A 26,248-nucleotide genomic window follows, 5' to 3' on the forward strand; every position below is an offset into this window, starting at 1 on the left:
CGCAGCCGGAAACAGTGCGCACACGCGCACCTCGCCGGCTCAAGGAGCGACACGTGAAGCGCAACAAGAATTCGACTGTCAGCAACGATCCGCTCTGGTACAAAGACGCGATCATCTATCAGATCCATATCAAATCTTTCTTCGATGCCAACAATGACGGCATCGGCGATTTCCCCGGTCTGCTCGCCAAGCTCGATTACATCGCGGAACTCGGCGTGGATTGCATCTGGCTGCTGCCGTTCTATCCATCGCCCCGTCGCGACGACGGTTACGACATTGCCGATTACCGCAACGTGCATCCGGATTACGGCACGCTCGCCGACGTCAAGCGCTTCATTCAGGAAGCGCACGCACGCGGCATTCGCGTGGTGACGGAACTCGTCATCAACCATACGTCCGATCAACACCCGTGGTTCCAGCGCGCGCGTCTTGCGAAGCCCGGCTCGAATCACCGCAACTACTACGTCTGGTCCGATACCGACAAGAAATACGAAGACACGCGGATCATCTTCATCGATTCGGAGCCGTCCAACTGGACGCATGATCCGGTCGCGGGTCAGTATTATTGGCACCGGTTCTTCAACCACCAGCCCGACCTGAACTTCGATAATCCTTCCGTGCTGAAGGAAGTGCTGTCGGTCATGCGCTTCTGGCTGGATATGGGCATCGACGGGCTGCGGCTCGACGCCGTGCCGTATCTCGTGGAACGCGAAGGCACGAACAACGAAAATCTGCCTGAAACGCACGCGATCCTGAAGACGATCCGCGCGACCATCGACAAGGAATATCCGAACCGCATGTTGCTGGCCGAAGCGAATCAGTGGCCGGAAGACGTGAAGGAATATTTCGGCGATGAAGACGAATGCCACATGGCGTTCCACTTCCCGCTGATGCCGCGCATCTATATGTCGATTGCGAGCGAAGACCGCTTCCCGATCACCGACATCATGCGCCAGACGCCGGACCTCGCGCCGACCAACCAGTGGGCGATTTTCCTGCGTAATCACGATGAACTCACGCTCGAAATGGTGACGGATTCCGAGCGCGATTATTTGTGGAACACGTATGCAAGCGATCGCCGCGCGCGCCTGAACCTCGGCATTCGGCGCCGTCTCGCGCCGCTGATGGAACGCGATCGGCGTCGTATCGAGCTGATCAATTCGCTGCTGCTTTCCATGCCCGGCACGCCCGTGATCTATTACGGCGATGAACTCGGCATGGGCGACAACATCCACCTGGGCGATCGCGACGGCGTGCGTACGCCGATGCAATGGTCATCGGACAGGAACGGCGGATTTTCGCGCGCCGATCCCGAGCAACTCGTCTTGCCGCCGGTGATGGGATCGCTTTACGGCTACGACGCGATCAACGTGGAATCGCAAAGCCGCGATCCGCACTCGTTGCTCAACTGGACGCGCAAGATGCTCGCCGTGCGTCGCGCGAAACATGCGTTCGGCCGCGGCACGATCCGCTTCCTGCGCCCGAACAACCGCAAGATCCTGGCGTATATCCGCGAGATCGAAGGCGAACCGCCAATCCTGTGCGTCGCGAATCTTTCGCGCGCGCCGCAAGCCGTTGAGCTGGATTTATCCGAGTACGCCGGTTCCGTGCCGCTGGAAATGACCGCGGATTCCGCTTTCCCGCCTATCGGCCAGTTGACGTATTTGCTGACGTTCCCGCCGTACGGTTTCTTGTGGTTCCAGCTTTGCCCGGGCAATCAGCGGCCGGCGTGGAGCCAGGCGCCGTCAGAACAATTGCCGGAATTCGTGACCATGGTGATCCGCGCCGGCCAGACCGGCCCGACGCCGGAGAACGTGCGCCTGCTCGAGTCCGAAGTGCTGCCGTCTTATTTGAGCAAGCGACGCTGGTTTGCATCGAAGGATCAGACGTTGAAGAGCGTGCGGCTCGCCGCGTTGACGACCATTCCCGAAGCAGGCTTCGCGTTCACCGAAGTGGAAGCCGATGTCGGCGATCACACCGAACGCTACGTGCTGCCCCTGACCATTGCATGGGGCACGGAAACCACGTCGCCGCTTTACATGCAACTGGCGCTGGCCCGCGTGCGCCAAAGCCGCAATATTGGTCACATCACCGACGCGTTCGCCGTACCGGCGTTCACGTATGGCGTGTTGAGGAAACTCAAGCAGCGCGCGGTGGTTCCGACCGTGCAGAAAAGCGAGATCCGCTTCGTCCCGACCGAGCGTCTGGATGCGCTGAATTTCAATTTCAAGCCGGGCGAACCGCTGCCCGAGATCCGCTGGCTGGCGGCAGAACAAAGCAACAGTTCGCTCGTGATCGGCGATCAGGTCGTGCTCAAGCTCGTGCGGCGTCTCGTTGGCGGCATTCATCCGGAAGCGGAAATGAGCCGCTACCTGACCAAGCTCGGTTACGCGAACACGGGGCCGCTGTTCGGCGAAGTCGTGCGCGTCGATCCGGAAGGCGTGCCGCATACGTTGTGCATCTTGCAGGGATTCATCGACAACCAGGGCGATGCCTGGAACTACGCGCTCGACTATTTGCGCCGCACCGTCGATGAACTGGCGCTCGCCGTGGACACCGAAGATCATTCGATGGACCGCGAGAAGGAAATGCAGGGCATCGAGGGATACCGGAAGATCGCGGGGATCATTGGGCGGCGTCTCGGCGAACTGCACGTCGCGCTCGCCTCGCCTTCCGACGATCCGGCGTTCTCGCCCGAGACGGCATCGAAGGAAGATGTGCGTGCATGGAACGACGGCACGCACACGCTGCTCGTCACCGCGCTCGACATTCTCAGCGCCAAGATCCGCGACTTCAGCGAGCACGACCGCGAACTCGCGCAAAGCCTGCTCGATCGCCGCGATCTGCTGCTCGCGGCCGTGCAGAAACTCGTGCCGGAAAGCGCCCAGGCGCTGCGCATCCGCATTCACGGCGACTTCCATCTGGGTCAGGTCCTGATGGCTCAGGGCGATGCATTCCTGATCGACTTCGAGGGCGAACCGGCGCGGCCGCTGGAAGAGCGCCGCAAGAAGTCGAGCCCGTTGCGCGACGTGGCCGGCTTATTGCGTTCGCTTTCGTATGCCAGCGCCGCAGCGCAGCCGACGACCGAGAACGCACCGGCCGCTACCGCCGATCGCAAACGTGCACTGTTCGAGCGCCTGCGCGCGCACGGCGAAGAAGGTTTCCTTGCCGAATACAACGCGGCGGTCGCGACCTCCCCGCAACCCGTTGCCGGCGATGAATCCACCCTGGCTGCCTTGCTCGATCTTTTCCTGATCGAAAAAGCCGCCTACGAAATCCGCTATGAAGCGGCCAACCGTCCGACCTGGATCGGCTTGCCGCTGCGTGGCCTCGCGTCGCTCGCGAGCCGCTTGCTTGGCGATACCGGCGCACCGCTCGCGCCCGGCTCGCGTCCCGCGGACGCCGCACAAAAGGACACATCCGATGGAAACGAACATGAATAAGCGCACCGACGACCGCAGCCTGACCGAAGGCCTGCATCCGCTCGATATCGACGCGCTCGTCGAGGCGCGGCATCCCGATCCGTTTTCCAAGCTCGGCTTGCATCAGACCGATACCGGCCCGGTAGTGCGCGTGCTGCTGCCCGGCGCGACCAGCGTGCAGGTCCTCGCGCGCGACGGCAGCGCGCCGCTCGGCACGCTCACGCAGATTCATCCCGCGGGGCTTTTTGTTGGGTTTATCGACGAGATGCAGCCTTACCGGTTAAATATCGACTGGCACGGCACGCCGCAAGAAGTCGCCGATACCTATTCGTTCGGCCCGGTTCTCGACGAAGACGCGCTCAACCGCATTTCATGGGGCGATCCGTATGCGGTGCTCGAATGCCTGGGTTCGCGGCCGGTCGTGCATGGCGGTGTATCGGGTGTGCGTTTTGCCGTCTGGGCACCAAATGCGCGTCGCGTTTCCGTGGTCGGCGACTTCAATTCGTGGGACGGCCGGCGTCACCCCATGCGCCTTCGCCACAACGCGGGCGTCTGGGAATTGTTCGTCCCGGGCCTCGGCGCGGGCACGCGCTACAAATACGAAATCATCACGCGCGAAGGCCATGCGCTGCCGTTGAAAGCCGACCCGTGCGCGATGCAAAGCGAACGGCCGCCGGCGACGGCATCGGTGGTTGCAGATGCGGATGCCATCGACGGATACAGCTGGACCGACAGCGAATGGATGAACACCAAGCGCGGCCCAAAGCAGACCGTCGACGCGCCGATCTCGATTTACGAAGTCCACGCGGAATCGTGGCTGCGCGTGCCTGAAGATGGCAACCGCGGTTTGAACTGGCATGAACTTGCCGAGCGTTTGATCCCCTATGCAAAGAGCATGGGTTTCACGCACCTTGAATTCATGCCCGTTGCCGAGCATCCGTTTGGTGGATCGTGGGGATATCAGCCGTTGGGGCAATTTGCGCCATCGGCACGATTCGGGACGCCTGAGCAATTCGCGGAGTTCGTGAACCGCGCGCATGAGGCTGAGCTCGGGATCATTCTCGACTGGGTTCCGGCGCATTTCCCGAACGACGCGCATGGTCTTTATCAGTTCGACGGCACGCCGCTTTACGAGCATGCCGATCCGCGCGAGGGTTATCACCAGGACTGGAACACGATGATCTACAACCTCGGGCGCAACGAGGTGAGTGCGTTCCTGGTGGCGTCCGGGCTGGCGTGGCTGAAGCGTTATCACGTCGATGGGCTGCGCGTGGACGCGGTGGCATCGATGTTGTATCGCGACTATTCGCGGAAAGCCGACGAATGGGTGCCGAACATTTACGGCGGCCGTGAAAATCTCGAATCGATTGCGTTTTTAAAACGCCTGAATCACGAGGTCCGCCAGATCCCGGGCGCGATCACGATTGCAGAAGAATCGACGGCGTGGCCGGGCGTGACGGCGCGCGTCGAAGATGGCGGATTGGGTTTTGATTTCAAGTGGAACATGGGCTGGATGCACGACACGCTGCATTACATGGAAGAAGATCCTGTGTACAGGCAGTACCACCACAACATGTTCACTTTCGGGATGGTCTACGCGTATTCCGAGCGCTTTGTATTGCCGCTTTCCCACGATGAAGTCGTGCATGGGAAGGGATCGTTGATCGGCAAGATGCCGGGCGATCACTGGCAGAAATTTGCCAATCTGCGGGCATATCTAGGTTTTATGTGGACGCACCCGGGCAAGAAATTGTTGTTCATGGGTGGTGAATTTGGTCAGTTCGCCGAGTTCAATCACGATGCATCGCCGCATTGGCATTTGCTTGATGATCCGTACCACGGCGGATTGCAGAAGCTCGTTCGCGATTTGAACAAGGTGTACGGGGCGGAGCCGGCGCTTCATAAGCTCGATAGCGATCCGCGTGGTTTTGACTGGCTCGTGGGGGATGATTCCGGGAATAGCGTGTTTGCTTTCCGGCGGACGGATGGTGAAGGGCGTGAGTGTGTGGTGATATCGAATATGACGCCGGTGCCCCGGCAGGGGTATAGGGTTGGGTTGCCGTGCGGCGGGCGATGGACGGAGATTCTTAATTCCGATGCTTCGGTTTATGGGGGATCGAATGTGGGGAATGGCGGCGTTATTCATGCCGAGGAGATTTCTAGTCATGGGCGAGAGTTTTCTGTTGCGCTAGTGTTGCCACCGTTGGCTACGATTGTGTTGAGGCTGGACTGAACGGGGGGTTGGTCGGGGTTAGTGCTGGGTTGCTGCTGTTTAAGCTTTCGCGGGTTTTGTGTTTTCTATTCTCTCTTGCACTGTTAGCCACTGTCCGTGGCGGGACTTCATTTCTTTGTCCAACGGCGACAAAGAAACGAAGCAAAGAAAACGCCTTCCAACCGCTAATTCTTAAGTGTCCACATGTCCGTGGCGGGACTTCATTTCTTTGTCCAACGGCGACAAAGAAACGAAGCAAAGAAAACGCCTTCCAACCGCTAATTCTTAAGTGTCCACAGCGTGCAGTGAAAACTGCGTGGCACGCAAGAAGCACCCCCAGCGCATAACCCCGACCACTTGAAACCCTCCCCCTCCGTTCACGGATACCCACACGCTTCGCCACCAGTGTGGGAATCCACTAACTCGGAAACCCAGCGCCCACCAGTTCAGGGCAACGAAGACTTAGCCGTGTTGGCGGCAACCAGACGATAACCCTGCGCGGAGCGTACGCACGGTGAGGTCTTGGACGAATTTCGAGATGCGGGAAATGGTTACGAGCTCAAGCCGAAAATATGTGTATGCCGGGTTTCCGTATTAACGGATTCCGACGTTGGTGGCGAAGCGTGTGGGTATCTGTTGCCGGAGGGAGAGGGTTTCAAGAGGACGCGGTTATGCGCTGAGGGTGCTTCTTGCGTGCCACGCAGTTGTCGCTGCACGCTGTGGACACTTAAGAATTAGCGGTGGAGAGGCGTTTTCTTTGCTTCGTTTCTTTGTCGCCGTTGGACAAAGAAATGAAGTCCCGCCACGGACAGTGGCTAACAGTGATAAAGAGAACAGCTAAAACAGAACCCGCGAGGACCTGAAAAGCAGCAACCCGGCACGAACCCCGACCGCTACTGTGAAACAGGCCCGCCACGGCCAAAGCGAACAGCAAAGACAAAACCCGCAAAGACCCAAACAGTAAAAACCCACCCAAACCCCAACCCCAAAACCCCATCGAGTGCGAACGAAAATTCTATGCCGAATTCATTCCCCGACAAGTTACTCCCGGGCGCGCCCTACCCGCTCGGAGCAAACTGGGACGGTTTGGGTGTCAACTTCGCCGTCTTCTCCGCCAACGCGCAAAAAATCGAAGTCTGCCTCTTCGATACAACCGGCCGCAAAGAACTCACCCGCTTCGAACTCCCCGAATGCACCGATGAAATCTGGCACGGTTACCTTCCGGGCGCGCACCCCGGCACGGTCTACGGCTTCCGCGCCCACGGCGCCTACCAGCCCCAACACGGCCACAGGTTCAACCCGCACAAGCTCCTCCTCGACCCGTACGCCAAAAAACTCGTCGGCCAATGGCGATGGTCCGACGCACTCTTCGGCTATCGCGTGCACTCGAATCGCCTCGACCTCTCCATGGACCGGCGCGACTCCGCGCCCGCCATGCCGAAATGCGTCGTCACCGACGACGCTTTCGACTGGTCCCGCGACACACGCCCCGACGTCCCCTGGGGCGAAACGGTCATCTACGAAACACACGTACGCGGCACCTCCATGCTGCGCCACGATATCCGCCAGCACGAACGCGGCTCGTTCGCAGCGTTGTCGTCACCGTGGTTCATCGAACATTTGCAGAAGCTCGGGATCACGGCTGTCGAATTTCTTCCGGTGCACGCGTTCCTCAACGACCGCTTTCTGGTCGAACGCGGCCTGAAGAACTACTGGGGCTACAACACCGCCTGTTTCTTCGCGCCCGAACCGTCCTACCTGTCAACGAACCGCTTGAACGAGATGCGCATCGCCGTGCGCCGGCTGCACGCGGCGGGCATCGAGGTGTTCCTCGACGTGGTCTACAACCACACGTGCGAAGGCAACGAACTCGGCCCGACCATGTCATGGCGCGGCCTCGACAACGCCAGCTACTACCGCCTGATTCCCGGCGACGAACGCCATTACATCAACGACACCGGTTGCGGCAACACGGTCAACCTCTCGCATCCGCGCGTGCTGCAAATGGTGATGGACTCGCTGCGCTACTGGGCAACCGCGTTCAACATCGACGGCTTTCGTTTCGATCTGGGCGTGACGCTCGGCCGCGAAGGCCACGGCTTCGATCCGGGCTCGGGTTTCTTCGATGCCATTCGTCAGGATCCCATCCTGAATACGCGAAAGATGATTTCGGAACCGTGGGATATCGGGCCCGATGGCTATCAGGTCGGCAATCATCCGCCGGGCTTCGCGGAATGGAACGATAAATTTCGCGATGGCGTGCGCCGTTTCTGGCGCGGCGACGCAGGCGTGCGTCCCGACCTCGCGGCACGGCTGACGGGATCGGCGGAGCTGTTTTCCCGGCGGCGCAGGAAACCGTGGGCATCGGTGAATTTCGTGGCGTCGCACGACGGCTTCACGCTCGCCGACGTCACCGCCTACGACCAGAAGCACAACGAGATCAACAAGGAAGGCAACAACGACGGCCACAACGAGAACTGCAGCACAAACTGGGGCGTGGAAGGCCCAACCGACGACGCCGAAATCCTCGAAACACGCGCTCGCGTGGCGCGCGCGCTGGTCGCGACCAACCTGCTTTCGCTCGGCACGCCAATGCTGCTCGGCGGCGACGAATTCGGCCGTTCGCAAATGGGCAACAACAACGCGTATTGCCAGGACAACGAGATTTCGTGGATGGACTGGCGTCTCGCCGATACCCCCGCCGGCCGCACGATGACGGACTTCATCGCGCGCGTGATTGCGCTGCGAAAAAACTACCCGCTGTTACGCGAAATGCGTTTCCTGCACGGCGATAAAGAGGTCCTCCCCGGTCTCTACGATGTCGGCTGGTTCGACGAACGCGGCGCCGCGCTCACCACCGACGCGTGGCAAGACCCGGAAGGGCGCGCGCTCACGCTGCGTCGCGCGGGACCGGGTCTCGACGGGACGATCGACGTCATGCTCATCATGATGAACGCGTCCTCGGCAGCGCTGACTTTTGTGCCGCCCGCACCGCACTTGGAATGGAATGTGCTCATGGATAGCGCTGCGCCCGACGCATTGCAGTCCCCGTTGATTGGCGCGGAACTGGAGGTGCAGGCCCATAGCGTGGCCGTCCTGCTCGCGCAGCCAACCGGCGACGCCGACTGGCAAGCCGTTTGGATGGCCGGTGCGCACGAGGGACCGCGGTTGCTGACCGCGTTGCCGCCGGACCCCGGCACGATTGGACCCAGACGCACGCCGGAACCCTGGAAAACGGCTGGGAATCCGGCAACACCATTGGCGCCCGACGAATCCGAAACTTGATTGACGTAGCGATAAATGCGGCGAACGTGGCGAATGATCAAAGCCTACGCACCCTAGCCAAGTATCTGAAAGCGCACTTGAAGGCAAAGAGACCATGTCTGAAACTCCCATTGACCCGCACAAGCGCCAACACGCTCATTGCCTGCCGTTCGGCGCCCACCTCACCGACGCCGGCCACACGCGGTATCGGTTCTGGGCGCCATCGCTCAAAGCGGTTCAGCTCGAACTGCTTGAAGGCGACCAGCAACCCAGGCTCATCGATATGAACGCGACAGGCGACGGCTGGTACGAAGCCGTGGCCGAAGGTGGCGCGGGTACGCGCTATCGCTACAGACTGAACGACGATCTGGCCGTGCCGGATCCCGCATCGCGTTTTCAGCCCGAAGACGTCAATGGCCCGAGCGAGGTCATCGATCCACGCGCGTTCCGGTGGGAAAACACGAGCTGGCATGGCCGGCCGTGGGAAGAAACCGTGCTCTATGAATTGCACGTCGGCACGCTCGGCGGTTATGCCGGCGTGACGAAGCGCCTCGAAGAACTGGCGCATCTCGGCGTGACGGCGATCGAGCTGATGCCGCTCAATGACTTCAGCGGCACGCGCAACTGGGGTTACGACGGCGTGCTGCCTTACGCGCCGGATTCGGCATATGGCACGCCGGAAGAACTGAAGACGCTTATCGATACCGCGCATGGTCTCGGCCTGATGGTTTTCCTCGACGTGGTCTACAACCACTTCGGCCCGGACGGCAATTACCTGAGCGCGTACGCAAAGACTTTTTTCCGCGAAGGCGTGAATACGCCGTGGGGCCCGGCGATCGATTTCGAACGCCCGCAAGTGCGCGATTTTTTCTTCGATAACGCCATCTACTGGCTCAACGAATATCGATTCGACGGCTTGCGTCTGGACGCCGTGCACGCCATCAACGACGACGAATGGCTGCGCGAATTGGCGGACCGCGTGCGTTCGTCGGTGGAACACGGGCGCCATGTGCATCTTGTGCTCGAGAACGAGAACAACACGTCGAATTTGCTGGAATCGCATTTCAACGCGCAATGGAGCGACGACTCGCACAACACCTTGCACGTGTTGCTGACCGGCGAAGACGAAAGCTATTACGGCGCCTACAGCCAGGATCCGATACACAAACTCGCCCGCGTCCTGAGCGAAGGTTTTGTGTATCAAGGCGAGCCATCGCCCATTCACGATGGAGAACCGCGCGGCGAACCGAGCGGTCATTTGCCGCCGACCGCATTCGTGATGTTCTTGCAGAACCACGACCAGGTTGGCAACCGGGCGATGGGCGACCGGCTGCGCACGCTGACCACGGAAGACGCGCTGTACGCCGCAACAGGCTTGATGCTGTTGTCGCCGCAAATCCCCATGTTGTTCATGGAAGAGCAGCACGGTTCCACGCAACCGTTCCTGTTCTTCACGGATTATCACGACGAACTCGCCGATGCCGTGCGCGAAGGACGCCGCAAGGAATTCGCGAAATTCACCGTTTTCACCGACGAAAAGCGCCGCGCGCAAATTCCGGATCCGAACCATATCGACACGTTCAAGATGTCGTCGCCGGACGCATCAAAACTTGCCGCCGATCACAACGACTGGCTGCATTTCTATCGCTCGGCGCTGGCTGTGCGCACGAAGCTCCTGATGTCGCGCCTGAAGAATTCGAAGGCGCTGGGCGCGAAGGTGATCGGTGAAAAGGCGGTCGTCGCGAACTGGCGGCTTGGCGATGGCAGCACGTATTCCATCGCGCTGAATCTCGGCCGCGAACCGGTTCAACTCGCGGGTCATCCGCCAGGCAAGGTCGTCTTCGAAACGCCGGCGCGCGCACGCGATTCCGCGGATAAGGGCGAGCTTGGCGCCGAGACTTTTATCGCGTGGCTGACGGGCGATTTCGCCGATGCCGCGTTCAATCATGACGCCCGCCGCGTCAAAGCTTCGGGGAAAACCTCGTGAGCACGATCACCACACCGCCGGCCACGTCCGGCCAAGCACCCACGCCGCCCACGCCCATCGAGGCGCTTGCCATCAAGGCCGGTTTCGAAGTCGAGTGGCAGGACGCGCACAAGCAAACGCAACGCGTGCCGGAAGAAACGCTGACTGTGCTGCTGGAACGACTTGGTCTGCCTTGCGGCAACGCCGCGCAGTTGAAGCAAAGCACTGCCACGCTCGACGCCGAGCTGGCCGGCCGCAAGCTGCCGCCGCTGATGACCGCTGAAATCGACCGCGCCATTGCGCTGCCGGTGGCGGCTGTGAAAACCGGCGCGCGGTATCGGATAGAGCTTGAAAGCGGCGCTGTGATCGACGGACGATTCACGTCGCCACGCGGCGAAACCGCGTTGCTCTCGCCGATCTCCGAGCCGGGATATCACACGCTCGTGATCAACGAGCAGCGCACGACGCTCGCCGTGGCACCGGCGCGCTGCTTTACCGTCGACGACGCCTGGCGCGCGATCGAATCCGACGCGAAAAAAGCCCCGCCGATGTGGGGCGTCGCCGCCCAGGTTTACGGTTTGCGGCGCGCGGGCGACGGCGGTGTCGGCGATTACACCGCGCTTGCCACGCTCGCCGCCGAGAGCGCGAAGCGTGGCAGCCACGCCGTTGCGATCAGCCCGATGCACGCCATGTTCAGCGCCGAGCCGAACAAGTTCAGCCCGTATTCGCCGTCGTCGCGCTTGTTCCTGAATATCGCGCATATCGATCCGGCGGCGGTGATGGGCGCGGAAGCTGCGCAGAACGCGATCGAGACAGCCAATGTCGCCGATGAATTCGCCAAGCTCGAAGCGCTGCAACTCATCGACTGGCCGCGCGTGGTGACGGCGAAGCTGGCGGTGCTGCGCGCGCTTTTCGCCCAGCTGAAGTCGCAAACCGACAACTCGCTGCACCAGGACTTTGCGAAGTTCGTCAAACATGGCGGACGCGCGCTGGAAGACCACGCGCGTTTCGAAGCGCTGCAGGCGGCGCAGTTGAAGGAATCCGGCGAAGGCCATTGGCGCAACTGGTCGAACGATCTGGACGATCCACGCAGCCACGCCGTCGCCGAATTCGCCGATGCGCATAAAGAAGAAGTCGAATTTTTCCTGTTCGCGCAATGGCTCGCGGCGAAAGGTTTGTCGCATGCGCAACACGTGGCGCGCGATTCCGGCATGGCGATCGGGCTGATCGCGGATCTCGCCGTGGGCTGCGACAGCGCGGGAAGTCACGCCTGGTCGTATCGCGATGAAATGCTGCAAGGCGTGTCCGTCGGCGCGCCGCCCGATCTGTTCAACCAGAAAGGGCAATCGTGGGGACTCACCACGTTCTCGCCACGCGCCATGCGCACGCAGGGCTTCACGGCGTTTATCGACATGCTGCGGGCCGCATTCACGCTCGCGGGCGGTATTCGTATCGATCACATTCTCGGCTTGCGCCGTTTGTGGCTCGTGCCCGATGGCGAAAGCGCGAAGAACGGCGCGTACCTCCGCTATCCGCTTGAAGATTTGTTGCGCCTGATCGCGCTTGAATCGTGGCGGCATAAAGCGATTGTGATTGGCGAAGACCTCGGCACCGTCCCGCCGGGTTTTCGCGAGCGGCTGCAAGAACATGGACTGCTCGGCATTCGCGTCCTGTGGTTCGAACGCGCCGAGGAAGGTCCCGGTTTCAAGGCGCCCGCGGATTGGGACCACGATGTTTCCGCGACCACGACCACGCACGATCTGCCGACCGTAACCGGCTGGTGGACCGGCGAAGATATTGTGTGGCGCTCGAAGATCGGCCAGACCGCGGTTCGCGCCGATGGTAAGGACCCCGTCGAACTGGCGCAGGCGGAACGCGGTGAGGATCGCGAATTGCTGTGGACTGCTTTTCAGGATGCCGGCGTTGCCGCGCCGGATGTCAGCATTGCCGCCGATATCTCGCCGCAAACGGCGCCGGTCGACGAAGCGCTTGCGTTCGTGGCATCCACGCCCGCGCCGCTCGTCACTTACCCGCTGGAAGACTTGCTCGGGCTCGCCGAGATGCCGAACCTGCCCGGTTCTATCGACGAGCATCCGAACTGGCGCCGGCGGCTGGCCGTTCCCGTACCAGAACTGTTCGATGACGATTCATTCGTTGACCGGCTGCTTGCCATCGATCAGGCCCGACAGAAATCCGCCCATACGAAGGCGGCCGCGCATGACACCGCGCATAACGCATCACCCACTGACTGAACACCATGACCGTCCCGCGCTCCACGCTTCGCCTGCAGCTTCACAAGGATTTCACGTTCGACGACGCCGCGCGCCAGGTCGACTACATGGCGTCGCTTGGAATCAGCCACGCATATTTATCGCCGATCACGACCGCCACGAGCGGTTCCACGCACGGCTACGACACCGTCGACTACACACGCGTGAACCCTGAACTCGGCGGCGAAGAAGGCTTGAAACGCCTGGTCGAAAAGTTACGCGAACACGAGATGGGCGTGATCGTCGACATCGTGCCGAATCACATGGGCGTGGGCGGTTCCGAAAACCTTTGGTGGATGGATATCCTCGAATGGGGCCGGCACGCAGCGCATTCGCGTTATTTCGACGTGGACTGGCACTCGCCCGATCCCGCCTTGCGCGGCAAAGTCCTCGCGCCGTTCCTGGGCGCCGCCTACGGCGAGGAACTGAAAGGCAACAAGATCAAGCTGACCTTCGACGCCGCCGACGGCCGTTTCAAGGTCACGTACTACAGCAACACGTTCCCGGTCAGCCCGCTCGACTACGCGTCGATCCTGCAGGACAGCGCGCCGGACATGGCGCAGCGCTTCACCGGCCTCTCGACGCAACCTGCCGATCAGCCACGCGCCGACGAAGCACGCGCGGCGCTCAAGGAATTCGCGGCAACGGATGAAGGCAAGAAAGCGATCGATGCCGCCGTGCGCGCCCATTCCGGCGAAAACGCAATAGGCCGCGACCGTTTGCACCGCTTGCTCGAACGCCAGCATTATCGCCTTGCATGGTGGCGCACGGCCGCGGACGAAGTGAACTGGCGGCGTTTCTTCGACGTCTCCACGCTCGGCGGCATGCGCGTTGAGCGCCCGGAAGTGTTCGAGGCATCGCACGCGCTGATTTTCCGGCTGTTCACTGAAGGGCTGATAGACGGCGTGCGTATCGATCACGTCGATGGCCTTGCCGAGCCGCGCGAATATTGCCAGCGCCTGCGCAGCCGCCTTGAGGATCTTGCGCAACAGCGGCCCGAACATCTGCGCCAGCCGCGCACGTATTTTGTCGTCGAAAAAATCCTGGCTCGCGGCGAGCCGGTGCGCGATGACTGGCAAATCGATGGCACCACCGGCTACGATTTCATGAACGACGTCGGCGCGTTGCTGCACGATCCGCGCGGCGCCGAACCTTTGGCCCTGAGCTGGGCCGAGTTGTCCGGCCGTCCCGCCGAGTTCGCAGTCGAAGCCGAAGCCGCGCGCCGCAAGATCCTCGCCGAGAATCTTTCCGCCGAACTCGACCGCGTTTCGCGCGCGCTGCACCGGATCGCACGCGACTTGCCCGCCACGCGCGACTTCACGTTTTCATCGTTGAAACGGGTCACGACTGAACTTGTCGTGCATTTCCCCGTGTATCGGATTTATCCCGTTAGCGGTCAGCGCAGCGCCGAAGACGAACGCTTCTTCTCAATGGCATACGAAGGCGCGAAAGCCGCGCTCGCACCTGCGGATCACGGCATTCTGGATCAAGTCGCGCAATGGCTCGGCGGTCCTGGCGGCGAAGAAGCCGTTGAAGAAAAGCCGCGCGAACGGCCGCTCGATCGCCACGGACGCGAGCGCCCGGTCAGCGCGTTCAACAACCCGCCGGCAAGCGTCAACGGCTCGAATTCAATCGGCTCGCACAGGCGCAATGCGCAAACCTTGTTCTCGCAGCTGACGTCGCCGGTAGCGGCCAAGGCTGTTGAAGACACCTCGTGTTATCGATACGGCCGGCTCATTTCACGTAACGAAGTCGGAGCGGATCCGGGCGAGTTTTCGTTATCGGTCGAGAAGTTTCACGCAGGCAACGAGGAACGTGCCGAACGCTTTCCGAACGCCATGCTCACGACCGCGACGCACGATCACAAGCGCGGCGAAGACGTGCGCGCGCGAATCGCGGCGCTGAGCGAGATCCCCGATGAATGGGCGGCCACGCTGAAAAGCTGGTCGACGCTGAACACGCCGCATCGCCGCATCCTGAACGCCGATGAAACCGCGTGGGCGCCCGGCGCCGGCGCCGAAGCAATGCTGTATCAGACGTTGGTCGGCTGCTGGCCGCCGACGCTTTCCCTCGACGACGAAGCCGGCGTCAAGGAGCTCGCCGAGCGTGTGAGCGCGTGGCAATTGAAGGCAATGCGCGAAGCCAAGTTACGCACGAGTTGGTTCGCGCCGGACGAAGCGTACGAAAACGCCTGCCGCGATTTCCTCTTCGATATCCTCGCGCCTCAGCGCCGCGATGGTTTCCTCGGCGAGTTGCCCGCGTTCGTTGCGCGCATTGCGAAGACCGGCGCCATCAACAGTTTCCAGCAGACATTGTTGCGGCTGACATCGCCGGGCGTGCCGGATCTTTATCAGGGCACCGAACTATGGGACTTCAGTCTCGTCGATCCCGACAATCGCCGGCCGGTCGACTTCGATCAGCGCCGTGCGTGGCTTGCCGAAGGCGAGGCGCAAGGTGCGCCATCGGAACAATTGCAGAACTGGAAGGACGGTCGCGTGAAGCTCGGCATCGTGCGCCGAGCGCTTGCGTTGCGCGCGCATGCGCAGTCGCTGTTCGAGCGCGGATCGTATGTGCCGCTGAAAGTGGAAGGCGCTCACGCCGACAACGTGATTGCCTTCGCGCGGCACCTGGGAAGCGCGTACGTGATCGTTATCGCAACGCGCCTGGCTGAGTCGTTGCTCGCGGAAAACAACACCGGCCTGCCTTTGGTCGATGCCGCCGATTGGGGCGACACGGCGGTCGTGTTGCCGGAAGCGCTGGCATCGCGCGCGTTGTTCGACTGGCTGAGCCCGAACGCGCCCAAGTCCGACGGTCAGCACCTGTTCATGCGCGACGCGTTGGCATCGATGCCGGTTGCACTGCTAATGGAAGAAGGCGTGCCGCGCGTCTGATAAAGCCACGCTTCAGGAAGGGGAAGAAGCGGACGATCAGTCCGCTTCTTCCGCAACCTCTTCATGCGGATACACACGCACGAGCACGATGCGCGGCCCGTTCATCTTCTTCACGACAATATCGAAGCGATCGAAACCCACGCGCTGGCCTTCGCTCGGCAGATCGCCCAGCGCGTTGATCACGAGTCCGCCGACCGATTCGGCCTGCCCTTCATCGATATCGATCCCAAGCGCGCGTTCAAGCGATACCACCGGCAAGCTGCCCTTGCCCATCAGCGTGCCGTCGTCCATGCGTGACCAGTCGGCGTCGCCCTGACGAAACTCGTCGTGGATCTGGCCGACGAGCGCGCCCAGCAGATTGTCGAGCGTCAGAAAACCCATCGGCTTTTCACCTTTGCGACCGACCAGCGCAAAGTGCGGCGCGCCCTTGCGAAAACGCCGGAACAGTTCGAGCGCGGACAGATTGCCCGCCACGTACTGAACCGGGCGCACGTGCCGCGCGAGGGTGTCCTGCTTCGTGTCCTGGCGCGTCAGGCCGTGAAGCAGGCCGCGCCCGGCGCCATCGCGTGCGAGCAGCAGGTCTTTCAAGTGGATCATGCCCAGCACGCGTTCGTTGCTGGCATCGGCGAAAAGCGGATAACGGCTGAAGCGATGCCGCGCGATCACCTGCATGTTGTCGCGCATGGGCACGTCGTTGCGCAAGCCAACCATCTCATGGCTCGGACGCATCAGGTCGGAGACCGTCATGCGGCTGAAATCGAGCGAATGCGCGATGGTGTTCCATTCGTCGGCGTTATAGCTGGAGTCGGCGTTCGACGTGGAAAAACCGAAGGTATCCGGCGTAGTCGATGCGCCGGTCAAACGGCGGCCGCGCAGGATCAGCTTGAGTTCGTCAGTGGAATAGTGCGCGTCGCCGCCGTGTTCCGCGCTCAATCCAAAGAGACGCAGCACGAAATTCGCGCTCGAATTGAGCACCCAGATGAACGGGTACATCGCCCAGTAGAAGCCGTAGAGCGGCATGGCGACCCAAAGCCCGACCTGTTCCGCGCGACGGATTGCCCAGGATTTCGGCGCGAGTTCACCGACCACGATATGCAAAAATGAAATGCAGGAGAAAGCGAAGAACAGGGAGATTGCATCGATCAGCTTTGCCGATTCAATGCCCACCAGCGCAAACAGCGGATGCAGCAATTCGGCGAACGCCGGCTCGCCGAGCCAGCCGAGTCCGAGCGACGCCAGCGTGATACCAAGCTGACACGCCGACAAATACGCGTCGAGCTTGCCATGAACCTTGGCAAGCAGGCGTCCGGGCAACCCGTTCGACCGCGCGATTGCCTGGACGCGCGTGGCGCGCAACTTGACCAGCCCGAACTCGGCCGCGACGAAAAACCCGTTCAGCGCGACGAGTAGCAAGGCACCAATTAGCGCGACAACCTGATTCAAAGCAACTTGCTCCGCAAGAGAAAACGCCAGTATAGAGGCGCAAGCTGATCGAAAGTTAAATCAGGTGCCGCTCAACGGCACGCGAAGTTTGAGCGTTACGTTGGCGCCATCGGTTATGTCTTCGTGTTCGAACGTACCACCGTGTCCTTCCGCCACGCGCTTGCAGAGCGCCAGGCCCCAAGCGATGCGCGCCGCTTCGCGCGGCGCGATCGCCTGCTTGCGCGCGAATGCTTCGAGCGCGTGAGGGAGATCGGGATCGCCGAGCGCTTCTGCCGACGCCGTGAAACCGACCGTCGCGACAAACGCGCCGTCCTCCACGCGCACTTCGGTAATTACGGTTGAACCGGCCGAACTGGCTTCGGTAGCGAACGCGAGCATCAGCCAGAGTGCCTGGGTCAGCCGTTCGTTATCGCCGATGATCTGCTCTTCCGCCAGCGTCGATTCCACTTGCAGCGTCACTTTGCGCGCCGTTGCGAGGCTTGCGCGCGCTTCGCCCGCCGCGTGCTCCACGAGCGGACGCAAGGCGAGCGGCCCGCGGTTGAGCACGAGCGTCTTGGTCTCGGCGCGGGTTGTATCGATGGATTGCTCGATCAGCTTCACCTGCTGCTCCACGCCGGAGCGAATGCCGCCCAGGGCGCGCTGAGCGGAGGCATCGGCGGAATCGACCTTGCGTTCCAGCACGTAACCCCAACTGTGGATTGCATTCAGCGGTCCGCGCAGATCGTGCGACACGACGCCCAGCACGTGATCGCGCATGAACAACGCCGCCTCGGCGCGCAAGTGCGCGGTGCGCTCGTCCGTCTGCTTTAGCGAGCTTTGCGCGGCCGTATCCGGGCGGCACGGCGACACGATCAGCGTCACCGTATCCGAACTGGGCAGCGCGAGGATGTCGAAGGCCCGCGCGCCGCCCTCGCCGATCGATACCCGCGCGCGCCGGACGCTGCCGGCTGCAAGCGCGGCGTCGGCGGCTTCGGCCAAAACCGCGATGAGCGGCTTGGGCAGAGGGGTATCGGCGAGTGCGCGGCCATCGACCGCGTGAGCGTCGAGATCGAACAAATGGGTGAGGACGGTATCGGCGGAAAGGCAGCGTTGCGCGGCATTCAGGACGAGCACGCCATCCGTGCCCGCGACCGGCGCTTCAGGACGGGGAGCGCGCCCCGTTTCGACCGTGCCGGAAAATGACGTTGTCACGATTGGAAATCCTTGAGCGTTGATAAATGCGTGGACCTTGCCCGGTTTTCGAGATGACCGGCCATTATAGGAGAGTACCCGACGGCCTTTCGTTTCGGGGCAAGTCATCCTCACGTAAATGTTTACAAGATAAACGGCCTGACGGTGCAGCAAACGTCGTGCACGCTTCGCCCGATGTAACGATGCGTCCGAAAGCCCTACAATACCGGTTTCGATTTCAGCCGGCGATGAAGCCGGCGATTACAAGGAGAGTGAGATGGCGATCGTGACGACAGATTCGGGCCTCAAGTATGAAGACCTGGTCGTGGGTGAAGGCGCGGATGCCGTCGCCGGGAAGACGGTCAGCGTGCATTACACGGGCTGGCTGACCGACGGCCAGAAGTTCGATTCGAGCCACGACCGCAATGATCCGTTCGCGTTCGTGCTGGGCGGCGGCATGGTCATCAAGGGCTGGGATGAGGGCGTGCAGGGCATGAAGGTCGGCGGCAAACGCAAGCTGACCATCCCGCCGCAACTCGGTTATGGCGTGCGCGGCGCGGGCGGTGTGATTCCGCCGAACGCCACGCTGGTATTCGATGTGGAATTGCTGGACGTTTGATTTTTTACCGCAGCGCGGACCGGAATCGATTTCCGGGCCCGCTGCCGGATCATTGCCCGTTCAGGCCGCGCTCCAGATCTCCACGAATATCGGCGGCGTTTTCCAGCCCCACCGCGAGCCGGATCAACCCTTCGCGAATTCCCGCAGCTTCACGAACCTCCGGCGTCAAACGCCCGTGCGTGGTCGTCGATGGATGCGTGATCGTCGTGCGTGTATCGCCGAGATTGCCGGTGATCGAGCAAATCTTCGTTGAATCGATCACGCGCCACGCGTTCGCCCGCTGCTCTTCGCGCGTCGCGCCCTTCAGCTCGAACGACACAATCGCCCCGCCCGCCTTCTGCTGTTTCTTCGCGATCGCATATTGCGGATGCGATTCGAGCCCCGGATAAAACACGCGCTCGATGGCCGGATGCGTTTCCAGCCAGCGCGCGATCTCGAGCGCATTCGCCGACTGCTTTTCCACACGCAGCGAAAGCGTTTCCATTCCCTTCAGCAACACCCACGCGTTGAACGCGGACAAGGTCGGCCCGGCGCTGCGCACGAACGGGAACACCTTTTCCATGATGAATTGCTTCGATCCAACCAGCGCGCCGCCCAGCACACGGCCTTGTCCATCGAGGAACTTGGTGGCCGAATGCATCACCACGTCCGCGCCGAGCTTCAAAGGCTGCTGCAAGGCCGGGCTGCAGAAGCAGTTATCGACCACGAACAACGCGCCCACTTCCTTCGAAATCTTGCCGATCGCTTCGATATCCGCGATCTCCGTCAGCGGATTCGAGGGCGTTTCGAGGAAGAACATCTTTGTTTCGGGCCGGACGGCGGCCCGCCATTCGTGGAGATTGGTTGGATCCACGAACGTGGTCGTGATGCCGAACTTGGTGAAGATCTGCGAAAACATCCCGACCGTCGATCCAAACAGGCTCTTCGAGCTAACCAGATGGTCGCCCTGCTGCATGGAACACATCACGACCGACATGATCGCGGCCATTCCCGACGCCGTCGCCATGCACGCCTCGCCGCCTTCGAGCGCAGCCAGGCGCTTCTGAAACATCGCGACGGTCGGGTTCGTGAAGCGCGAATACGTGTAAGCCTCTTCGGCGTTCTTGAAGCTTTCCGCGGCGTGCGCGGCGCTTTCGAACACGAAACTCGATGTCAGGAAAATCGCCTCCGAATGCTCGTTGAAGTCGCTGCGCAAGGTTCCCGCGCGTACGGCGAGCGTGTCGAAGTTGAGGTTGTCGTCCATGTTCGTATCTTCCATTCTTTCCATCTCTTTATTCGTGGTGACCCGGCGGCAGCCAAAACCGGGACGCAAAAAAGCCCGCTTCTGCGTCAGCATGAGCGGGCTCGGTGCGGAAAAGCCTGTAGCGTCGCCGGGAAGTGTCGAGTGAAATGAAACGATCACCACCGGTTCGCTTTAGCTGTTTCGGGTTCCGATTGATAAAACCATCAAAACCCGCGTCCGCAAGCTGATCTCAAATCGACGCAAACCCAATCCTATCACGCGTTTTCACGCGTTGCAGCCAACCGCGTCATTCCACCGACAACTGCAAGTGCAGCTGCGAACGCGATACGCCGCCTTCCATCGCTTCACTTGCAGCGTCGCGATCCGATTGTGCCGATGGCGCGAGACGCGCCGTTTCCAGCCGGTCGAGATACGCCTCGTTGATGTCGCCGGTGATGTAGTTGCCGTCGAAGCACGACGCATCGAATTCCTTCAGCTCCGGGTTGATATCGCGGATAGCCTGCTTCAGATCGGCCACGTCCTGATACACCAGATGATCCGCGCCGATCATGCGCGCGACTTCATCGTCCGAACGGCCATGCGCCACGAGTTCGCCGCGCGTGGGCATGTCGATGCCATACACGTTCGGGAACTTCACCGGCGGCGCAGCGGACGCGAAAATCACCTTCGCGGCGCCGGCATCGCGCGCCATTTGCACGATTTCGTGAGACGTAGTTCCACGAACGATGGAATCATCCACGATCAGCACGTTCTTGCCCTTGAACTCGATCGCCATGGCGTTGAGTTTCTGGCGCACCGACTTCTTGCGCACTGCCTGGCCCGGCATGATGAACGTGCGGCCAACGTAGCGGTTCTTGAAGAAACCTTCGCGATATTCCACGCCCAGCTTCGCGGCCACTTGCATGGCGGCAGGACGCGACGAATCCGGAATCGGCATCACCACGTCGATTTCCACGCCGGGCAGCACGCGCTTGATCTTCTCGGCGAGGTAATCGCCCATGCGCAGACGCGCGTTGTAGACCGGCACGCCGTCGAGGCACGAGTCCGGACGCGCGAGATACACGAGTTCGAAAATGCAGGGGTTGAGGCTGGGATTATCGGCGCATTGCTGGCTGTGCAGATTGCCGTCGTTATCGATGAAAATCGCTTCGCCCGGCTCCACGTCACGCACGAACTCGAAGCCGATCCCTTCGACCGCGACCGATTCCGACGCCACCATCCATTCCACGCCCGTGGCCGTTTCCTGTTTGCCGAGAACCAGCGGACGAATGCCGAACGGGTCGCGGAAAGCCACGAGGCCGTAACCCGCGATCAACGAAACGATCGCATACGAGCCTTTCACCCGGCGATGAACGCCGCTGACCGCCTTGAACAGCGCAGCCGGATCGAGTTGCAAGCCGGAGCTCGACAACTGCAGTTCGTGGGCGAAAACGTTGAGCAGGACTTCGGTATCGGACGCGGTGTTGATGTGCCGGCGATCGATCCGGAACATCTCTTCCTTCAGCTGCGGCCAGTTGGTCAGGTTGCCGTTGTGGGCGAGGATGATGCCGAACGGCGCGTTCACGTAGAACGGCTGGGCCTCTTCTTCACTCGATGCCGACCCGGCCGTCGGATAACGCACCTGGCCAATGCCGACATTACCCGGCAGGCTGCGCATGTTGCGCGTGCGGAACACGTCGCGCACCATGCCATTGGCCTTATGCATGTGGAAGTTGTTGCCGTTCGCCGTCGCAATGCCGGCTGCGTCCTGGCCGCGATGCTGCAAGAGCAGCAAGCTGTCATAGATCAGCTGGTTGACGGGAGTCTGGGAAACTACGCCTACGATGCCGCACATGGCATTGGTCCTTCAAAGAGTCGAAACGGGTCGAAAGGGCGTATCGATGCAACGGTTCAGGCATCTCAAAAAATATCCGAACAACGTGGATGTTGCGCCGAGCCTTCACACAACTCCCGTGTAGCGCGCCTTGGCCGTTATTGCGCGGGCGCCGTCGACGGTTCTTGCGAGCCGTCCGGCGGGGTGCGCACATACGCGGCGAGCGTATCGGGAAGCAGCGGTTTCAGTTCTCGCACGCCTTGTTCGACCGCGGGCCGGAACAACGCGTTACGCCAGAAATCGTGTTGCGGCAGTTCGGTCAAGCCCGCCAGGGCGACCAGGATCACTACCAGAATTGCGCCTCGCACGAGGCCAAACAAAAGTCCAAGCGACCGGTCTATTCCGCGCAACCCGACTACTTCGGTTATGCGTGAAAACAACGCGCCCGCCACACTCGATACCACCAGCACGGCCGCCACGATCAGCAAGAATGCAATCAGCCATTGTGTCAGCGCGCCGCCCGGCCAGTTCGCGGGAATGTACGGCACGACCAGGCTGACAAAACGTCCCGCGATCAACAACGCCGCGATCCAGCCGATCAGGCCGAACACTTCGGCCAGCAGGCCACGCCACATTCCGCGCAGCGCGGAAAGGCCGATCACGGCCATCACCGCGTAGTCAAAACTCGTAAACATCAAATGCTAGTTCGCCGACGCGTTATTGCCGCCGCCAAGTCCGGCCTGGCGCACTTTGCTCAGCGCCGCCGATGCAGCCGCCCGGTCGGCAAACGGTCCCGCGCGCAACAGCGCTCGCGTGGTGCCGTCGGCTTCCTTCCGACGTTCAACATATGCGGGCACTCCGGCCGCCTTCAACTTCGTCACCCAATTTTGCGCAGCGGCGTCTTCGTCGAACGTACCGATCTGGATCACAAAACGGCTGCCAGCTGGCGATGCCGGCGTGTTTTTCTGAGCCGCGGCGGCGGTCGCCGGTGCGTCTGCGGGAGGCTTTGCGGCTTGCGATGTTTGTGCCGGCGTCGGCGCGACAGGCGCCGCTGTAGTGGCCGGCTTCGGCGCTGTAGGTGCCGCAGCAGTTGCCTGTTGTTGCGCTTGATTTGGCTTTGAAGCCGGCTTCGTTACGGGCGCGGCGGCAGTCGGCGCGTTATCCGTGCCGGTAACCGGACTATCCGGCGCTACGCCAGCCTGTGTATCGGCGACGGAATCGGTTGCCGGGCCGGCCGCCGCGGTATCGCCATGCGTGGTCTTGGGCAATGGCGCTGCGGGGCGCGTAGGGATATCGATGGAAATGTCGTCGGTGACGGGCTTCGGATGCGAATCCAGAACCATTGGCAGAACGATCACAGCCGCCGCGACCAGCGCAAGTGCGCCCACCAGACGGCGACGCGCGCGCTGCTTTTCCGGCAGCGTGGGATCGAGCATCATTGCGTCGGCTTCAGGACGGTCGCTGCGGCGCGTCCGGCGTTCCGTACGGACGGTCTGACGCGAACCGCGCGGGGAGTCGGAATAATCATCGCGACCCGAAGGCGCGTCGTCTTTCTTGCCGAACGAAAAAAAGGACATGGTTGGCTTGTGCGAGAGGCTGGCCGGCCGTCCGTTCAATGACGCTGCGATTTACGGTACGCCATTACGCCGGCGACCGTATGGAAACTGCCGAAAACCAAAATTCTATCATTTTCGGACGCCCGCTTTAACGCATCTTGAAAAGCGTCGGCCGGATTGTTGAATTGAGTAACGCTGCTGTCCGCGCTGTCGTTGACGCCGGCCTCGCGTAATACGCTTTCGAGAACAGCAGCCGATGCCGCGCGCGGCAATGGAAGCGCCGTCACGTTCCAGTGATCGACCTCGCCTTTCAAATGATTCACGACGCCCGCGATGTCTTTATCCGACATGGCGCCGAAGACGGCATACGTGTACGGGAAAAAGCCCATATTGCCGAGGTTTTGCGCCAGAACGGCCGCTGCGTGCGGGTTGTGGGCGACATCGAGGATCACCTGGGGCTTGCCTGGTACAACCTGAAAGCGCCCGGGCAACTCGACGTTTGCCAATCCGAGACGAATATCCTGCGCGGAAACCGGAATGCGATCGCGCAACGATTCCAGCACGGCGAGCGCCGCCGACGTATTGATCAGCTGATTCGCGCCCCGCAGAGCCGGATAAGCCAGCGCGGAACGCCGTTGCGTTCGGCCGATATAACTCCATTGCTGGCGCTCGTTGCCGCCCTGCGCTTCGTACCGGAAGTCGCGGCCAACCAGCCACAGATCTGCGCCAATCGCCTCGGCGTGATCGATCAACGACTGTGGCGGCGATGGATCACCGCAAATCGCAGGCGTATCGGGGCGGAAAATACCGGCTTTTTCGAAGCCGATCTTCTCGCGTGTATCGCCGAGATAATCCGTATGGTCTATGTCGATGCTCGTCACGATCGCGCAATCGGTATCGATGATATTCACCGCGTCTAGCCGCCCTCCAAGCCCAACTTCGAGAATCACCGCGTCCAGTCCGCTGGATGCAAACAGCCGCATGATCGCGAGCGTCGTGAATTCGAAGTACGTCAGCGACACCGGTTCCGCGAAACTCGTCCGCGCCTTTTCAACGGCCTCGAAGTGTTCGAGTAGCTGGAAATCCGTGGCATCGACGCCATTCAGCCGCGCGCGCTCGTTGAACGCCAGCAGATGCGGCGACGTATGGCAGCCCACGCGATACCCCGCGCGCAGCAAAATGGTTTCGAGGATCGCGCACGTAGAACCCTTGCCGTTCGTGCCGCCCACGGTGATCACGGGGCACGAAAATTCGAAGCCAAGCGCCTCGCGGACCCGGCCGATGCGCGTCAAACCCATATCGATACCGACCGGATGCGCCGATTCCAGATGCGCGAGCCACGCGTCGAGGGTAGGAAAGCTATACGAAGAAGTCGTCATGAAAGAGTGTTGAGCGCGGCGCTTTGCATGTTCGCGCCGTAAAGCTGCTCGGCGGCCGCGAGACGTGCTATGTCCTGTCAATCGCTGCTTGGAAGGCGCATTAAATCAATGCGCTACGACTTCAAGCGACCGAATCTGCCGGTTGCAGCGTCAGCAATGCGATCAGGCGCGCGATCTCTTCGCGCATTTTCCGGCGATCGACGATCATGTCGATGGCGCCTTTCTGGATCAGGAACTCCGAGCGCTGGAAACCTTCCGGCAATTTTTCGCGCACGGTCTGCTCGATCACGCGCGGCCCTGCAAAGCCGATCAACGCCTTCGGTTCCGCGATTACCACGTCGCCGAGAAACGCGAAGCTCGCCGAAACGCCGCCCATGGTCGGATCGGTCAGCACGGAGATGAAGGGCAACTTGGCTTCGGCGAGCTTGGTCAGCATGGCCGTGGTTTTCGCCATCTGCATCAGCGAAAGCAGGCTTTCCTGCATCCGCGCGCCGCCTGATGCCGTGAAACAGATGAACGGCGTGCGCTGTTCGAGCGCGTTGCGGGCGCCGCGGGCAAAACGTTCGCCGACCACCGAGCCCATCGATCCACCCATGAACGAGAACTCGAAGCACGCAGTAGTGACAGGGATGGTGTGGATCGCGCCGCCCATGACGACCATGGCGTCGGTCTCGTCCGTGTCTTCCATCGCCTCTTTCAGGCGATCCGGATATTTGCGGCTGTCCTTGAATTTCAGGGCATCGACAGGAAGCACTTCCTGGCCGATCTCGTAGCGGCCTTCCGGATCGAGCAGGCCATCGAGCCGTTCACGCGCGCCGATCCGCATGTGGTGGCTGCACTTCGGGCAGACGTGCAGGTTGGCCTCGACGTCGTTGCGGTACAGCACCGCTTCGCACGCGGGGCATTTGATCCACAGCCCTTCCGGAATGCCCTTGCGGCTTTTCGGATCGGTTTGCTTGATCTTCGGCGGTAACAGCTTGTCGAGCCAGCTCATCGTGTT

General features: G+C 61.4%; 15 protein-coding genes. 7 read left to right on the top strand and 8 right to left on the bottom strand.

Translation table 11 applies throughout. The annotated features are described in order from the left end of the window. Nucleotides 1–53 precede the first annotated feature (53 nt). From treS to treY, 6 genes are all read left to right on the top strand, one after another. Nucleotides 54–3,443 carry a maltose alpha-D-glucosyltransferase gene (gene treS, locus ASG35_RS22200; protein ID WP_200945773.1) on the top strand — a complete coding sequence of 1,130 codons (3,390 nt, stop codon included), beginning with the start codon at nucleotides 54–56 and terminating at the stop codon, nucleotides 3,441–3,443. Further along, on the top strand, nucleotides 3,436–5,655 hold the full coding sequence (gene glgB / locus ASG35_RS22205; protein ID WP_056363767.1) for a 1,4-alpha-glucan branching protein GlgB: 2,220 nt from the start codon (nucleotides 3,436–3,438) through the stop codon (nucleotides 5,653–5,655). The genes treS and glgB overlap by 8 nt, the downstream gene beginning before the upstream one ends. A gap of 996 nt (nucleotides 5,656–6,651) precedes the next feature. Further along, on the top strand, nucleotides 6,652–8,919 hold the full coding sequence (gene glgX / locus ASG35_RS22210) for a glycogen debranching protein GlgX (protein ID WP_056362750.1): 2,268 nt from the start codon (nucleotides 6,652–6,654) through the stop codon (nucleotides 8,917–8,919). A gap of 94 nt (nucleotides 8,920–9,013) precedes the next feature. Then, nucleotides 9,014–10,885: a malto-oligosyltrehalose trehalohydrolase gene (gene treZ / locus ASG35_RS22215; RefSeq protein ID WP_056362753.1), complete on the top strand. Its 1,872-nt coding sequence runs from the start codon at nucleotides 9,014–9,016 to the stop codon at nucleotides 10,883–10,885. A gap of 5 nt (nucleotides 10,886–10,890) precedes the next feature. After that, on the top strand, nucleotides 10,891–13,116 hold the full coding sequence (gene malQ, locus ASG35_RS22220) for a 4-alpha-glucanotransferase (RefSeq protein ID WP_082508579.1): 2,226 nt from the start codon (nucleotides 10,891–10,893) through the stop codon (nucleotides 13,114–13,116). Nucleotides 13,117–13,121: 5 nt separating this feature from the next. After that, nucleotides 13,122–16,025 carry a malto-oligosyltrehalose synthase gene (gene treY, locus ASG35_RS22225; RefSeq protein WP_056362756.1) on the top strand — a complete coding sequence of 968 codons (2,904 nt, stop codon included), beginning with the start codon at nucleotides 13,122–13,124 and terminating at the stop codon, nucleotides 16,023–16,025. 36 nt (nucleotides 16,026–16,061) lie between these two features. Here treY and ASG35_RS22230 read toward each other — a convergent pair whose 3' ends face one another. Together ASG35_RS22230 and ASG35_RS22235 are read right to left on the bottom strand one after the other, a co-directional pair. After that, nucleotides 16,062–17,468: a hemolysin family protein gene (locus ASG35_RS22230; RefSeq protein ID WP_056362761.1), complete on the bottom strand. Its 1,407-nt coding sequence runs from the start codon at nucleotides 17,466–17,468 to the stop codon at nucleotides 16,062–16,064. 60 nt (nucleotides 17,469–17,528) lie between these two features. Then, nucleotides 17,529–18,659, bottom strand: a complete 1,131-nt coding sequence (locus ASG35_RS22235; RefSeq protein ID WP_327019662.1) for a sensor histidine kinase — start codon at nucleotides 18,657–18,659, stop codon at nucleotides 17,529–17,531. 256 nt (nucleotides 18,660–18,915) lie between these two features. Between ASG35_RS22235 and ASG35_RS22240 the strand changes: the two genes are divergently transcribed. Further along, the gene (locus ASG35_RS22240) at nucleotides 18,916–19,257 is read left to right on the top strand and encodes an FKBP-type peptidyl-prolyl cis-trans isomerase (RefSeq protein WP_056362764.1); all 342 of its coding nucleotides are present in this window, start codon (nucleotides 18,916–18,918) and stop codon (nucleotides 19,255–19,257) included. 49 nt (nucleotides 19,258–19,306) lie between these two features. Here the strand turns inward: ASG35_RS22240 and ASG35_RS22245 are convergent, their stop codons facing one another. The 6 genes from ASG35_RS22245 to accD all read right to left on the bottom strand — a co-directional run bounded on the left by ASG35_RS22245 (nucleotide 19,307) and on the right by accD (nucleotide 26,242). Then, complete coding sequence (locus ASG35_RS22245; protein ID WP_056363773.1) at nucleotides 19,307–20,500, bottom strand: O-succinylhomoserine sulfhydrylase; 1,194 nt, start codon at nucleotides 20,498–20,500, stop codon at nucleotides 19,307–19,309. A 286-nt stretch (nucleotides 20,501–20,786) separates the two neighbouring features. Further along, nucleotides 20,787–22,334, bottom strand: coding sequence for an amidophosphoribosyltransferase (purF, locus tag ASG35_RS22250; protein ID WP_056362767.1), 1,548 nt, complete (start codon nucleotides 22,332–22,334; stop codon nucleotides 20,787–20,789). A 137-nt stretch (nucleotides 22,335–22,471) separates the two neighbouring features. Beyond that, nucleotides 22,472–23,008 (bottom strand): CvpA family protein, encoded by a 537-nt coding sequence (locus tag ASG35_RS22255; RefSeq protein WP_056362770.1) that lies wholly within the window; start codon nucleotides 23,006–23,008, stop codon nucleotides 22,472–22,474. A gap of 6 nt (nucleotides 23,009–23,014) precedes the next feature. After that, the gene (locus tag ASG35_RS22260) at nucleotides 23,015–23,890 is read right to left on the bottom strand and encodes an SPOR domain-containing protein (protein ID WP_056363775.1); all 876 of its coding nucleotides are present in this window, start codon (nucleotides 23,888–23,890) and stop codon (nucleotides 23,015–23,017) included. A gap of 35 nt (nucleotides 23,891–23,925) precedes the next feature. Further along, nucleotides 23,926–25,248 carry a bifunctional tetrahydrofolate synthase/dihydrofolate synthase gene (folC, locus tag ASG35_RS22265; protein WP_056362773.1) on the bottom strand — a complete coding sequence of 441 codons (1,323 nt, stop codon included), beginning with the start codon at nucleotides 25,246–25,248 and terminating at the stop codon, nucleotides 23,926–23,928. 121 nt (nucleotides 25,249–25,369) lie between these two features. Next, nucleotides 25,370–26,242: an acetyl-CoA carboxylase, carboxyltransferase subunit beta gene (accD, locus tag ASG35_RS22270; protein WP_056362778.1), complete on the bottom strand. Its 873-nt coding sequence runs from the start codon at nucleotides 26,240–26,242 to the stop codon at nucleotides 25,370–25,372. Nucleotides 26,243–26,248 lie beyond the last annotated feature (6 nt).

The sequence above is a fragment of the Burkholderia sp. Leaf177 genome, from assembly GCF_001424345.1.
Lineage (GTDB): Bacteria > Pseudomonadota > Gammaproteobacteria > Burkholderiales > Burkholderiaceae > Caballeronia.